The organism is Fimbriimonadaceae bacterium (assembly GCA_019638795.1).
Classification (GTDB): Bacteria; Armatimonadota; Fimbriimonadia; order Fimbriimonadales; family Fimbriimonadaceae; genus JAHBTB01.
The window spans coordinates 140,991-154,119 of the sequence record JAHBTB010000001.1 but is presented as its reverse complement, the minus strand read 5'-3'; the positions used below and the strand labels follow the sequence as shown (position 1 = coordinate 154,119).

At 65.8% G+C, this 13,129-nt stretch carries 12 protein-coding genes; 2 read left to right on the top strand and 10 right to left on the bottom strand.

Annotated features, from left to right (window positions below; genetic code table 11):
• Positions 1–46: 46 nt before the first annotated feature.
• From KF857_00720 to KF857_00675, 10 genes are all read right to left on the bottom strand, one after another.
• Positions 47–865 (bottom strand): carbohydrate ABC transporter permease, encoded by an 819-nt coding sequence (locus tag KF857_00720; GenBank protein ID MBX3110504.1) that lies wholly within the window; start codon positions 863–865, stop codon positions 47–49.
• A complete protein-coding gene (locus KF857_00715; GenBank protein ID MBX3110503.1) occupies positions 862–3,306 on the bottom strand; it encodes an extracellular solute-binding protein in 2,445 nt (814 codons plus the stop codon). Before KF857_00715 ends, KF857_00720 begins: the two co-directional genes overlap by 4 nt.
• A gap of 58 nt (positions 3,307–3,364) precedes the next feature.
• Positions 3,365–4,120 (bottom strand): imidazole glycerol phosphate synthase subunit HisF, encoded by a 756-nt coding sequence (gene hisF / locus KF857_00710; protein MBX3110502.1) that lies wholly within the window; start codon positions 4,118–4,120, stop codon positions 3,365–3,367.
• The gene (locus tag KF857_00705) at positions 4,117–4,962 is read right to left on the bottom strand and encodes a hypothetical protein (GenBank protein ID MBX3110501.1); all 846 of its coding nucleotides are present in this window, start codon (positions 4,960–4,962) and stop codon (positions 4,117–4,119) included. Before KF857_00705 ends, hisF begins: the two co-directional genes overlap by 4 nt.
• Positions 4,959–5,177: a hypothetical protein gene (locus tag KF857_00700; GenBank protein ID MBX3110500.1), complete on the bottom strand. Its 219-nt coding sequence runs from the start codon at positions 5,175–5,177 to the stop codon at positions 4,959–4,961. The genes KF857_00705 and KF857_00700 overlap by 4 nt, the downstream gene beginning before the upstream one ends.
• Before the next feature lie 21 nt (positions 5,178–5,198).
• Positions 5,199–6,188 carry a hypothetical protein gene (locus tag KF857_00695; protein MBX3110499.1) on the bottom strand — a complete coding sequence of 330 codons (990 nt, stop codon included), beginning with the start codon at positions 6,186–6,188 and terminating at the stop codon, positions 5,199–5,201.
• Entirely contained in the window at positions 6,185–7,951 is a 1,767-nt protein-coding gene (locus KF857_00690) for a M3 family oligoendopeptidase (GenBank protein ID MBX3110498.1), read from the bottom strand. Before KF857_00690 ends, KF857_00695 begins: the two co-directional genes overlap by 4 nt.
• 37 nt (positions 7,952–7,988) lie before the next feature.
• Positions 7,989–8,612, bottom strand: coding sequence for a PEP-CTERM sorting domain-containing protein (locus KF857_00685; GenBank protein ID MBX3110497.1), 624 nt, complete (start codon positions 8,610–8,612; stop codon positions 7,989–7,991).
• A 7-nt stretch (positions 8,613–8,619) separates the two neighbouring features.
• Positions 8,620–9,522, bottom strand: a complete 903-nt coding sequence (locus KF857_00680) for a glycoside hydrolase family 18 protein (protein ID MBX3110496.1) — start codon at positions 9,520–9,522, stop codon at positions 8,620–8,622.
• 131 nt (positions 9,523–9,653) lie between these two features.
• Positions 9,654–11,177, bottom strand: coding sequence for an aldehyde dehydrogenase family protein (locus tag KF857_00675; GenBank protein MBX3110495.1), 1,524 nt, complete (start codon positions 11,175–11,177; stop codon positions 9,654–9,656).
• A gap of 143 nt (positions 11,178–11,320) precedes the next feature.
• Between KF857_00675 and KF857_00670 the strand changes: the two genes are divergently transcribed.
• Both KF857_00670 and KF857_00665 read left to right on the top strand, forming a co-directional pair.
• Positions 11,321–12,235 carry a hypothetical protein gene (locus KF857_00670; protein MBX3110494.1) on the top strand — a complete coding sequence of 305 codons (915 nt, stop codon included), beginning with the start codon at positions 11,321–11,323 and terminating at the stop codon, positions 12,233–12,235.
• 15 nt (positions 12,236–12,250) lie between these two features.
• On the top strand, positions 12,251–13,099 hold the full coding sequence (locus tag KF857_00665) for a tetratricopeptide repeat protein (GenBank protein ID MBX3110493.1): 849 nt from the start codon (positions 12,251–12,253) through the stop codon (positions 13,097–13,099).
• Positions 13,100–13,129 lie beyond the last annotated feature (30 nt).

The following is a 13,129-nucleotide window of genomic DNA, read 5'->3' as shown; positions in this document are numbered from 1 at the left end:
CCCGGCATGGTCGAAGGACGGGAACCCGACCGGGCCGCGCGTCGCCCTATCCCTCCTTCAGACCAGAACTGGCGAGGCTGGCCACAATTTGCCGCTGGAAGAGCATGAACAGGACCAAGACTGGCACGATGGAGACGACCGCCCCGGCCATTTGGATGTTCTCCTTGCCCGGGAACCGGCCCTGCAGCATGGCCACGGCGAGGGGAAGGGTGAACTTCTTTTCGTCGAGCAAGACGATCAACGGGCCGACCAAGCTGTTCCACGACCCAAGGAAGGTCAGGATGCCGAGGGTGGCGAGCAAGGGTTTGGAGAGGGGAAGGACGATGGACCAGTAGACGCGGAAGTCGTGGGCGCCTTCGAGGCGCGCGCTCTCCAGCAGGCTGTCCGGGACACTGGCCATGAACTGCTTGCTCAAAAAAACGCCGAACGCGCCCGCGACCCCGGGGACCACCAGCGGCAGAAAGGTGTCGAGCCAGCCGAAGTCGCGCAGCAAGAGGAACCCGGGCACCATCAACACCGCGCCGGGCACCATCATCGTCGAGAGCAGGACGATCAGGAGGGCGTTCCGCCCGGGGAACCGGTGCTTTTCAAAGGCATAGCCGGCGAGGGTGCAAAAGAACATGGTCCCCAACGTGACGGACAGGCCGACGACCACCGAGTTCCACGTCGCCTGCAGAATGACACCCGCGTCAAAGAGGTCGCTGTACGGCTGGAGGGAAGGGTGGCTGACGGCCAAGTTCAAGCCGGTCTGGGCCAACTCCTTGTCCGGCCGGAGCGACATGACGACCATGTAGTAGAAGGGCGTCGCAAGGACAAGTCCGCCCAAGACGAGCAACACCCACCGGACAAGGGTGCCCAGCTTCATGATTGCCTCCCCGGGGCGCTGAAGAATCGCCATTGGACAAAGGTCAAGAGCAGGACGACGGCGAACAGGACGTAGGCCGCCGCCGACGAGACGCCCATCTGCATGTTCTCGAACCCCAGGTGATAGATCAGGGGCACGACGGTCATGCCGCTGTCGTTCGGGCCGAAGCGGGCGCCGGCGTCACCGCTCTTGCCGGCGAGGAGAAAAATCGTGTCGAAGACCTGGAACCCGCCGATCACCCCCAGGATGGACAGGAACGCGGTCTGGGGCCGCACCCCGGGCAGAACGACGTGGCGTAGCTTGTCCCCCGCCCCCGCACCGTCGATCTCGGCCGCCTCGAAGAGTTGGTCCGGTATCTGCTGGAGACCGGCCAGGAAGACGATCGTCGAGAACGCGATCCCTTGCCACACCGCCAGGGCCATGACGCTGTTCAGGAAGTTGTGCTCGCTCTGGAGGAACTGCACCGGCTCGCGCACCAGGTGGAGGTTAAGGAGCAGGGCGTTCAACCACCCTTCTTTGCCGAACATGAAGAGCTGGGCGAAGATGAGGGCGATGGAGACACCGCTCGTCACCATTGGCGAGAAGTAAATGAACCGCCAAAAGTTCGTGCCCCGCTTGACACTGTTCAGCAACAGGGCGCACCCCAAGGAGAGGACAAGGCCGAGCGGCACGGTGCCCACGGCGTACACAAGCGTGCGGGACAAGGCCGCCTGCATCTCCCCCGACCGGAAGATGTCGGTGTAGTTGCGGAGCCCCACCGGCATGGCTGTGCTCAGGGGCAGGACCGGGTGGTATTCGGTGAACGAGATGTAGAGGGCGGTCAGGGCGGGCACAAAGACAAAGACCACCGCCAACGCCAAGGGTACGGCGACGTAGAGGTAGCTCAGCCGGTACTTGCGTAACCGGGGGTGGAGGAGCACCAGGGCGGTCAGGCCGACGGACGCCGCGAGGAGGCCGCCCTTGATCCCGTCCATGATGTTGGGGGCCTTCTCGTACTTGTCTAGGTCGCGGAGCACCGTCTGCGTCCGGCGGGCTTGGCGCGCGGCGGCCTCTTGGAGCTGCTGTTCGGCCTTGGGGGCGGCAACGTCATATTTCCGCTTGAGTTCCTGGGTGGCCCGCTGGACGATCGCCTCACGGACGTCCAAGTGGCGGCCCTGACCCCAGGCCCGGTGAAGCGTCGACCGGGTCAACCCGAGTTTCTCGGCTTCCTTGCTGACTTGGTCGACGATGTACGACTGCATCTCGTCGAGCAGGTTCTGCTCGATGCGGCCGGCCTCGGTGTTGCCTTGGACCGAGGCGGTCGTCCCGAACGAGGGGTAGGCCGCCGCGATGACCTTCTGCATGTCTCTCACGGGGTCGAAGGCGGGTTGGGCCCAGAAGGACTCGGCTTGGGGCCCGTACATGTCCTTCAGCGCCGAAATCGTCAGCTCGCCTCCGGTCTTGCGGGACATGCGGTCCAGGACGACGGCCTGCTGGCCTTCGTCGCTGCACAGGTACTTCAGCCAATCAAAGGCGGCCTTGTGTTCCTTTCCCTTGCGGAAGACGACATAGGTGATCCCGCCGACGACCGAGTAGGGTTGGCCGTCGTCGGCCTTCGGCCACGGGGCGACCCCGATCTTGTCGGCCACCTCCGGCGCCAGTTGCTTCATGCCGTTGACCTGGGGCAGGTCGATCAGCAGGGGCACCGCCTCGCCAGGCTTGTCACTGCGGAACAACCCCGTGAACCGGCTCCCCAAATCCTTGCCCGGTGAATCGCGCAACGACCAGAACTTCAGGGCCTGCATGACGCCCTTTTGGTACGCCGGTTCGCGCCAGTTGAGCTTGCCGCTCCCGTCGGGACGTTGTTCGACGCCCTGGACGCCGTACGGCATCGTGTACATGTAGAGGGCCCACTGGGCCCCAGCGGTGAAGTTGAAGTACGTCCGGTAGCCGGCCCCTTCCAAGGCCATGATCGTCCGCTCAAGTTGGCTCCACGTCTGCGGAGCGGCCAGACCAAGCCGGGCGAAGATGTCCTTGCGGTATACGAGGACGACGGTGCTCAGGTCGGCCGGCACACCGTAGAGGTGGTCGCCCACCGAGAACAGCGGCATCAGCCGTGGGTTGAACCGTCGCTCCAGGTCGCGGCACTCGGCGGGGAACTCTTGGCGCAGGTCCACCAGACCGCCGACGGTGCCGTAGTCGAACGGGCCCCCCAGGTTGGTCGCCCCGACGTCGGGTGGCATGCCCGCCGCCATGGCGGTGAAGTACTTGCTTTGGAAGTTTCCCCATGCCAGGGGAGTCACCTCCACATGCACGCCGGTCCGTTTCTCGTAGGCGGCGGCCAGACGCCGGTACATCGCGGCGTCGTCGGCACTGCCGGTGACAGCCCAAAACCTCACGGTCGTGGCCGACGTCGCCGCAGCCCAGATGAGGAGCAGGAAGATCCCAAGCGACTTCGTCATCGCCGTCTCACCAGTTTGTACCAAAGCGTCACGCTTTGCTGGCCGCGAGGGAGAGAACTCAGATCCTGACCGGCAGTCCGGCGGCGGCCATCTCCCGCTTGAGCGCCCCTACGGTCGTCTGCCGGTCGTGGAGGATTCCGGCGAGAAGCACGGCGTCGACCCCGCCCAACCGCACCGCGTCGACCAGGTGTCCGGCGTTCCCGGCCCCTCCACTGGCGATCACGGGCACGTCCACGGCGTCGCTCACCGCCCGGTTAAGGGCGTTGTCATAACCATGGCGGGTGCCGTCTCCGTCCATGCTGGTCAAGAGAATCTCACCCGCGCCAAGCTTGGTGACCCGCGTCGCCCACTCGACCACGTCCAGGCCGGTCGGCCGCCGACCGCCGTGGGTATAGACCTCCCAGGCGTCTCCCGACCTTCTCGCGTCGATCGCGACGACGACGCACTGGTCGCCGAACATGTCGGCGGCCCTACCGACCAGGGAGGGGTCGGCCACGGCCGCCGAGTTCAGACTGACCTTGTCGGCCCCGGCGGCCAGGACGTCGCGCATGTCCTCGGTCCGTCGTAACCCTCCCCCGATGGTGAAGGGGATGAACACTTGTTCGGCGACCCGTTCGGCCAGGTCGACCACGGTCGGCCTCCCCTCATGGCTGGCGGTGATGTCCAAGAAGACCAACTCGTCCGCGCCCTCGGCGTCGTAGAACCGGGCCAGATCGACGGGGTCGCCCGCGTCACGGACGTCGACAAAGTTCACCCCCTTGACGACCCGGCCCCGGTCGACGTCCAGACAAGGGACGAGGCGGACCGCCGTCATCCTTGCACCTGCACGCGGCTCCAGACCACCCGGCGCTTTCCGTCCTGCCACGGGCCGATCTCGGCGACGAACTTGTCGTCAAACTCCTCGAACTGGAACGGCCCCTCTGCGCCCGGTGTCCGGACGATCTGGAAGGCGAGCCGGTTCATCAAGCCGCGCATGAGCACTTCTTGGTCGCTTTCAAAGGGGCCGCCGACAAGCTCGGGCCATCCGACCTTGACCAAGCCCCTCGTCTCGGTGACACAGCCCTCCGGCGCTACTTGCCAAATGACCTGCACGTGGAAGTCGGGGCGCTCGCAGTTCGGCTTCTGCGCCACGGCGGCGCGGAACTCTTCCGCCGTCCAGAGTCGCTCCATGACCTGGTCGAACACCACTTTGGCCCCGGTCATCTCCGCCATGGCGTCGGTCAGGTGCGGCATGAACTGAAGCTGGCGCGTGTCAGGGAGCTTGGCCCGGCTGACATAGCGCAGGCGGATCAGCGACGTACACTCGGCGAGGCCTTCCAGGACCTCCTTGGTCGGAGTGACGACTTGGTCGAACAAGTCTGGCCGGAACGTCGTGGGGTTCTTGGCCCGCTTGGCCAGGCCCATGTGGAGCCGGACGTCGGTGAAGAGCATCCCCTCGCGTGCGCCGATGCAGGCGTAGCCGCGCCGGTTGTGAGGGTTGCTGCTGATCATCCGGTCCATCAGGGCGGTCTGGTCGGGAAGGTGCTCGGCGGTGGAGTAGACCCAGTACTCCGTCAACGCCAGGTAGTTGGGCAGGCGTTTGCCTTGCAAGAGCCGCCAAGCGACGAGCCCGGCGACCGAAAGAATGACGACGGTGACGACGACCCAGCCTGTCATCGAGGCATCGCCCCGGCAAGCCAACGCTCCGCCAAGTCTATGTCCGGGGGCTCAAGGCTGGCATAGCATCCCTCGCAGAGCCCGGCCTCGTTGACCTTGGGGCTCCGGCACAGAAGGCAGGAGTCCAGACGCCGTGCCTCGGCGACGAACTTGTTCTGCGCGAGCACCCACGCCAGCTGGTGCCGGGGCCACCCCGATTCGCTCAGCCTGTCCACAGGTGCATTCTAACCGAACGACTAGCCGCCTTCCAGCCTGTTGTTCTTGCCGTCGTCGCTGGTGCGGCCCTTGTTGGCGATGTAGACGCCCGTGACCGTGTTGCCGTGCGACTGGGGGCCGAGCCACACCGACCGCTTCGCCTTTTCTTCGAGGTACCCGCCGGTCAACATGCCGTCGTAGCCGTCCATGCGGACCGCCACGGTGTCCTTGTCGCTGCCCTTGGCGTTGAAGACGGCCTGGACAAGCGGGTTGCGGATGTGGGTCGCCGCGGTGTAACGGCTTTCTTGGCTGATCCCCGATTCGCAGAACTGCACCTCGCAGTCTGTGATCAGAGTGGCATGGGCGCCCGACCGGGGAGAAAGCTCGGCGTCGTCGATGTCGAACCCCTTGCGGGCGCCAAAGACCCGGCACCGGACCGCCTGGTTGCCTTCGCCGCCGCAGTAGCCGGGCGACGAGGCGGGGACGTTGCCAAAGAGGAACGCGATGCCCTGGATGTAGTCGGCGTTGTCGAACCGGCGCTTGCCGCCGATCTCGGAGGTACGGAAGTTTCCGGCGTAGCAGTCTTCCACCAGGCTGCGGGTGATGTTCCGCAGGTCAAAGGCGATGTTGACCGGGTTGGACGGGCTGGCCGGGGTCGGGGACTCAAGCTCCACGCCGATGCGCCGGATAGACACGCCGAAGACGTACGGGTTTTTCGCGGACGGGTTCCAGTCTCGCCGGAACAGCGAGCCCCCTGTCGGCTTGCAACGGAGCACGGAGAGGCCCCACCCTTCCCCCATCACCGACACATACGACCGGTTGAGGCGTATTCCGACGCTCGGGTCGACCAGATAGACGCCGGCGGGGACGAGCACGGTGGTGCACGTGTCCACCGCTTTCTGGATCGCGGCGGTGCTGTCGAAGGACTCCTTGCCCGGTTCGGTGATGCTGTGCGCCCCGAACTCGAGGATGGATCTTCCGATGTCGCCCGTGTGGGCGAGGGCGAAGAGGGCGATGGCGACGGTGGTCATGGTTGCGCCTGCTGTTCGAATTCTGCGACTTCTGCAGCCACCATCGCGAGAGAGCCTTCCCAAAATGCTTTCGTCTTGATATCAATGCCGAACCCGGCGGCCAAGTCGCCGGCCGAGGCGAGTCCGGTCGACGACAGGAGCTGGTCGTACCGGGCGACGAAGCCCTCCTTGTCCTGCTCGTAGACGGCGTAGAGGCCAAGCGAGAAGAGGTGGCCGAACATGTACGGGAAGTTGTAGAAGGCCTCGGCGCTGTAGTAGTGAGGCTTGGCCGCCCACATGTAGGGGTGCCGTTCGTCGCTGAGGCCGTCACCGTAGGTGCCCTCCTGGGCGTCCAGCATGGCCTGGCACAACTCGGCCGGCGACAACGCCCGCTCTTGCCGCCGGGCGTAGACCGCCGTCTCGAAGTCGAAGCGGGAGACAATGTCGACGACAACCTGGGTCGACCGTTGGAGCGACCGCTCCAAGATCGCCAACCGTTCGGTACCGGACGCCTCCGCGATCGAGGCGTTGTGGACGAGCACCTCGCAGAAGATGCTCGCTGTCTCGGCCAGGGTCATCGGCGTCTCACGTTGGAGGGGGGTGCGCTCAGCGAGGCACAAGTTGTGGTACGCGTGGCCCAGCTCGTGGGCCAGGGTCCCCACCGAACCCAAGGTCGGCTTCCAGGTTTGGAGGAGCCGGCTTTCGCCCCCGCGCAGGTGCATGCAGAACGCGCCGCCGACCTTGTTTGGCTTGGGGGTCGCGTCGATCCACCGCTCCGCCCGGGCCCGGAGGGCCATGTCCGCCATTCTCGGCGAGAACGTGCGGAACTGGTCGGCGACAAAATCGACGGCCCGGTCGTAATCCCAGGTCGTCGTGCTTTCGCCGACCTGCGCGAAGAGGTCGTAGAAGGGCAGCCGTTCCTGACCCCGGACAAGCCGCGCCTTGGCCCGCATGTACCGCCGGAGGACGGGGAACGCGTCGCGGGCGGCAGAGAGCATCGCCTCCAGGGTGGGGTGGTCGATGTTCGACCGGAAGACGGCGACATCGAAAGGTGTCCAGCCCCGGCGGGCCTCCAATGTCCCCGTGGCCCCCTTGATCGCGTTCATCGCCGCCGCGGAGGCCAGCTCGGCCCCCGGCCAGGCCGCCAGTTCGGCGGTGTAGGCGTCCTTCCGCACCGCGGGGTCGTCGTCGAAGGCGAGGTTGCGCGCCTCGTTCATCGTGAGGGTGCCTCCGCGGTAGGCCACTTTGAGTTGGGCGGTCGCGTCGGCATGGAGGCGCTCCCACGCCGTCACCGCCGAAGCGGCCAAGTCGGCGGCGAGGGACTCCTCAGCCCCGGTCATTTGGTGTCTGGCCGCCGTCTTCGCCTTTTCAATCCAGTACCGGTGCGCCTGCAGGGTGGGATGGTCGCCCGGCGCACGGGTGCCCGCCCAGCCCTCCAGCCTGCTGGAGAGCTTGGCGCGGACCGCCCTCACCGCGTCGAGGCCGCTGAGGCTCGCCTGGGCCGCCTCGTCCTTGGTGTCCACCGCATAGTGGCCGTAGACGTAGGCCTCCAGCGTCTGGTACTCGGTGTCAAAGGCGTTCCACAGGTCGATCACCGACACCAAGGTGGATGTGTCGTCGGCTTTGGCAGGCGAGTCCGCTTGGATTCCCAAGCGGTCGAACTCGGCCGTCAGGGCCTCGGCCCTGTCCTTCGTCTGTTGGTAGGCGGCGGCGAACTCCGGGCTTTCCAGGCTCGGCCAGACAACGGTGAGATCCCAGTCCGTGGCGACAGTGGCGGACGACATGCCCCGATTATGCCGGGCATGTCGTCCGGCCGGGCGGTCAGGCCCGGCGCTTGCGCGCCCGGACCAAGAGGGCCATGGCGGCGAGGCCGGCCATGGTCACCGGCTCCGGCACCGCGTCCAGAGAGACGTTGTCCAGCTTGGTGTGGTCGGCACCGTCGTGGGTGTCCACGTCGACGCCGATGATGACCAGGCTGGCGAGGACGTTGTCAATGTCCGCCTGGGTGGCGTCCCGTAGGCCTCCCGCGTTCCCGTACTTCCACCCCGTCGGGTCGGTCAGAGAGTAGCTGTAGTGGTGGTAGGCGCCGTCTGCGGTGGGGATCTCCTCCACGTAGACCGCCTCCGTCGGGTTGGCGAGGACCAGAAGCGGGTAAGCAAAGTTGTCCGTCTCGTCAGCCGCGTAGTCGAAGGACACGGAGGTGTAGCCCTGGAAGCCTCCAGCAAGGGTCGGGCTGACGTCGAACGCCCAGCCAGTGAAGTCGTTCTCTTCGATCTGCCCCGGTGCGGCCCATGTGGAGGGTCCGATGACCGTCAATTGCAGGGTCGACGGGTTGAAGTCCGCTTGCCGCCACCCTTCGTTGTCAGTGTCGAACGTGTAGGTCAAGGCGCTGGCGAACGACGTCGCGGCCACCAAGCCCGCGACCAAGAGTCCTCTCCGCAACATAGTGACTTTAGTCTACAACAGGCTTAGGGTTGAGCTTGGCCCGGTTGATCGCGGCGAGGAGCGAAAGGCTGCCGGTGGTGTCCTGGCCGATCTCCCAGATCATGACCCCGGCCAGCTTGCGCTTTTGGGCGAGGGCGACCTTGGCAGCGACGGTCTCGGGGCCGTTGAAGTAGAAGTCGCCGGCGGTGTCGTCACCGGGCTTGAGCTTGAACCGGCCGGCGAGGTCGGCATATGTCGCTTCCGACCGCTGGTTTCGATAGGTGCGCCCATAGAACGGCAGGCCGAGCACGGTTTGGGCCGGCTTGGCCCCGAGGGCGGCGACGAGGTCCAGGTCCTTGACGGTGTCCTCCATCGTCGAATGCTTGCCTTCGTGGTCATAGGCCATGACCTGGACGAAGTCGGCGTAGGCGAACGCCGACCGGGGAAGTTTTTGCCACCCCGCGATGGTCAGGCTGGTCGTTCGGTCCTTGCCCTTGAACGACTCTTTGACGGCTTGGAGGAGCTTGCCGTAGTCCGCTTCTTCGGTCGGGTTCTTGGGATGCTCCCAGTCAAAATCGACCCCGTCGAGCCTGTACTTGTCGCACGTCATGTTGACCGACACGGCAAAGGCCTGCCGCAGCTTTGGGTCGTGGGCGACGACGGGGAAGTTCGCCGTGCCCCTCCCCCATCCGCCGACCGCGAACGTGACGCGCAGGCCTTGCTTCTCCCGTAGGCTGCGGAGCTTGTCCCACGGGAACTGGTCCAAGAGCCTGGTGTCAAGGGACCCGTCGGACTTGGGCGAGGCAGAAAAGACGATGACCTCGGTCAGGCCCTTGGCCCAGGATTCTTGAAACGAGGCTGCCCGCCAGTCGGGTAGGTATCCGGCGACGCGGAACGGGACACTGAGGGCGAGCAGGGCGGCGGCGACCATGGCGACGAGGCTACCTCTTGGTGGGCCAAGGGCAGGCGCGGTCGAGCGGAAAGCACGTGTGGTCAAGCTCTTGAAGCTCGACCACACGCTTTCACTCGTCCTGGGTTCGAACCCAAGACCGATTTACGGGTCTAGAGCGTCGTGCTCAGGCCCTGGGCCATGACGATTTCGTGGGCATGGTTGACGGTGAACGCCACCTTGTGGGTGACCGCGTCGATCGCCCCTTCGGCCGCCGGGTGGCCGTTGCCCGAACCCTTGACCCCGCCGAACGGCAGGTGGACTTCGGCGCCGATCGATGGCAGGTTGACGTAACCCAATCCGTAGTCGGCGTTGTCCCGGACGTAGCGGAACTTGCGGTAGTCCTCGGTGATGACGGCCATGGCAAGGCCGTACTTCGTGTCGTTATAGACCCGCACCGCTTCCTCGATGCCGTCCACGCCGATGATGGCGACGTGGGGGGAGAAGGCTTCTTCCTTCAGGCAGAAGGTGTCGGGCTTGTAGCTGCCGAAGCGATAGACGAACGGCTCGACAAAGTTGCCGTCGGCGTGTTCTCCGCCGGTGAGGACCTGCCCGTCGTGCAGGATCTCGCCGCCCTCCTCCTTGGCTTTGGCGTTGTGGTGTTGCCACTTCTTGACGCCTTCGGGGCTGATCAACGGGCCCATGAAGACGTCGTCGCGCAGGCCGTCGCCGATGACGATGCGCTTGACCTTGTCCAGGAACATCTCGGTGAACCGGCCCTCGATCTTCTTGTCGACGATCATGCGGCCGCTGGTGACACACCTCTGGCCGGTGGTTTTGAAGGCGCCGAGCACCGCCGCGTTGACCGCGATGTCGAGGTTGGCGTCCTCCAAGACGATCGTGGCGTTCTTGCCCCCCATCTCGGTGACGACGAACTTGTGCACCTCGGCGGAGGCCGATTGCTGGATCATCTTGCCGACGGCCAGAGACCCGGTGAAAAGCATGACGTTCACGTCAGGGTCCTTGACAAGGGCGTCGCCGGTGTCCTCGCCGAAGCCGTGGACGGTGTTGATGACGCCTTTGGGGAAGCCGGCCTCGGCGAAGAGCTTGGCCAGCTTGTGGGCGACGACGGGAGTCTCTTCACTGGGCTTGAAGACGACGGTGTTCCCGGCCAAGACGGCGGGAAGGATGCCCCACAGCGGGATCGCAAAGGGGAAGTTCCACGGGGTGATGACACCGACGACGCCCTTGGGCTTGCGGAGGATGTAGGCGTCCTTGGCGGGGATCTCGCTGCTGATCGCGTGACCGATGGGGAGTCGGCTCAGGCCCGCAACGTATTGGGCCATGTGCAGCGCCTCGACCACGTCGGCGCGGCCTTCGTTGATGGGTTTGCCGCACTCGATCGTGACCATGCGGCTCAGCTCCTCCAGGTCGCGCTTGATCAGCTGGGCCAGGTTGTCGACGATCTCGCCCCGTTGCACCCAGCTCTTGTTCTTCCACGCGGGGAAGGCGGCCTTGGCGGCCAAGACCGCGTCGCGGACTTGGCTCCGGCTGGCGACGGGCACGGTGCCGACGACGTGCTTGCGGTTGGCGGGGTTCAGCGACTGGAACGTCTGGTCGCTGCCCAGCCACTCGCCGTTGATGTAGTTCTCGGCGGTCACGCCGGTCTCGGTGGGATGGATCAAAACGCTGCTCATGGTTGTCCTCGCCAATGAGGGGTTGGCTATGCCCGATTCTACCGACGCCCGTCCGGGGGCCACTGTGACGACCCTGGGGATGTCTGGCCCGCACGGACTCCACTTCATGGGTCGTAGTGACCGATTAGAATAGGGGCACGGCGATGCAGACGCAATTCTCCGACGAGAACTCGTTTGACCAGCAGCTCGGCGAAGACGTCGAACGCTTTCTGGCGCGTTTCGCGTCGTGGATGGACGTCGACCCCGCCCCGGGGGCCAAGAAGGCGAAGGCCGCGGTGGAGTCGCTGGGCCGGCTGGAGCAAGAGCTCCCTGGGTTGACCTCCCGGGTGCGCGACGCGGGAGACAAGATCGACCGGCGCCTTGCCGCCACGTTCTTTTCCGCGGCAGGCCAGGTCGAGTCCTTGCTCGACGAGTGGCGGGTGCGGTTGGGGGTCGTCGCGCCCGGTGCGCCGCGCAGCAGCGTCGACCTCGACGCCCTGCAGTCGCGCCTCCAGGAACGCGAGGCCAGGCAAGAGCTCGGGGTGTCGTCGGTTCCCGCCTACATCAACGTCAAGACAGGGTCGGGAAGTTGGGCCGCTGCGGCGGGGACCGGTGTCTTCGCCCTGGGGTGGAACGCCTTCACCCTGTTCCACGCCACGATCATGATCGGCGGGATGTGGAGGGCGTTCGGTCCGGCCGCCTTGGCCCTCCTCCTGTTTTACGCGATCTTCTTCGCCGCGGGGTTCGCGATGATCGCCGCGACGGTCGCCGCCCTCAGCGACGAGGAGATCGACTTGGACGGGCGTGACTTGACCGTCACGACGACCACCCTCGGCCGCAAGAAGGTGAAGTCCTTTGTCCTCGCCGACGGGGCCCAGGCGGAGGTCACGACCCCGACGCTGGGCAACCTGACGTTCCGGAACCGTGGCGACAGCCAGGCCAAATCGACGTCCGTCGTCGTCCGCACCGTCGATGGCAAGCTCGCCGCGTTTGGTTCGCGGTTGACGCCCCAAGAAAAGCAGGCCCTCGCCCGCCGGATCAACGCGTACCTTGCCGCCCAGCCCTCCGCACTGGCCTGACGTAGAATCTCGGCCATGGAATTGCCGTTCCGGCAGATCATGGACTTGTTCGACCTGCCCGGCAGCGACACCCCCGGCGAAGAAGTCGCCGAGAGGGTCGGGCGCGACGCCGAGCAGAGTAAGCGGTTCGGCCGGGAGAGCATGGACGCCGGGCAATACCAAGCGGCCGTCGAGCACTTTAAGCGGGCGGTCTCCCAGGGGGCGACCGACGAAGGCACCCGCATGGACCTGGCCGGGGCCATGGAAACGGCCGACATGCTCCCGGAAGCCTATTACCAGTATCTCAAGGCCAAGGACAAGGCGTCAAGCGGCGAACTGACCGTCGCCCTGAGCGCGATGTACCGAAGGTACGGCCGGTTACGCGACGCGGTCGCGACCCTTGAGGAGAGTGCCCGGGAGCATCCCGAAGACGCGTACGTCCAGTTCCGGCTGGCCGACGCCCTGCGCACCAACGGTTACCGCAAGGCAGCCCTGGACGCCGTGCAAGGTGCGATCGCCGCGGCGCCGGACGACGCGTTCTATCACTACTGGGCGGCCGACCTGGCCTACGAGCTCAAGGAGTTCGACCAAGCGGCGAAATCGGCCCAAGCGGCCATCGAACTCAGCCCGGGCGACGACCACGTCCTCGTCTTAGCCGGCCTCGCCCTGTGGGGGACCGACAAGCGGCCGGAGGCCCTGCGTGCCGTGCGCCTGGCCTGTGACCTCGATCCCGACAAGCCTGCCTACCACGGCGTGCTCGAACGGCTTTTGCGTGCCGCAGGGCACTCCGAAGAGGCCGACGCCGAACTGGCCAAGGTCGGTGAGATGGACGCCTACGACGCCGACACCTTGGCCCGGTTGCTGGCCCCCCTTGGCATGGCGTGACGCCGTGGGGGGGTCGCCGCGTCTATACTT

What these genes read in the sequence shown, in the direction of transcription:
- KF857_00720 (MBX3110504.1), bottom strand. Translation starts at nt 865, where the DNA reads ATGAAGCTGGGCACCCTTGTCCGGTGGGTGTTGCTCGTCTTGGGCGGA.
- KF857_00715 (MBX3110503.1), bottom strand. Translation starts at nt 3,306, where the DNA reads ATGACGAAGTCGCTTGGGATCTTCCTGCTCCTCATCTGGGCTGCGGCG.
- hisF (MBX3110502.1), bottom strand. Translation starts at nt 4,120, where the DNA reads ATGACGGCGGTCCGCCTCGTCCCTTGTCTGGACGTCGACCGGGGCCGG.
- KF857_00705 (MBX3110501.1), bottom strand. Translation starts at nt 4,962, where the DNA reads ATGACAGGCTGGGTCGTCGTCACCGTCGTCATTCTTTCGGTCGCCGGG.
- KF857_00695 (MBX3110499.1), bottom strand. Translation starts at nt 6,188, where the DNA reads ATGACCACCGTCGCCATCGCCCTCTTCGCCCTCGCCCACACGGGCGAC.
- KF857_00690 (MBX3110498.1), bottom strand. Translation starts at nt 7,951, where the DNA reads ATGTCGTCCGCCACTGTCGCCACGGACTGGGATCTCACCGTTGTCTGG.
- KF857_00685 (MBX3110497.1), bottom strand. Translation starts at nt 8,612, where the DNA reads ATGTTGCGGAGAGGACTCTTGGTCGCGGGCTTGGTGGCCGCGACGTCG.
- KF857_00680 (MBX3110496.1), bottom strand. Translation starts at nt 9,522, where the DNA reads ATGGTCGCCGCCGCCCTGCTCGCCCTCAGTGTCCCGTTCCGCGTCGCC.
- KF857_00675 (MBX3110495.1), bottom strand. Translation starts at nt 11,177, where the DNA reads ATGAGCAGCGTTTTGATCCATCCCACCGAGACCGGCGTGACCGCCGAG.
- KF857_00670 (MBX3110494.1), top strand. Translation starts at nt 11,321, where the DNA reads ATGCAGACGCAATTCTCCGACGAGAACTCGTTTGACCAGCAGCTCGGC.
- KF857_00665 (MBX3110493.1), top strand. Translation starts at nt 12,251, where the DNA reads ATGGAATTGCCGTTCCGGCAGATCATGGACTTGTTCGACCTGCCCGGC.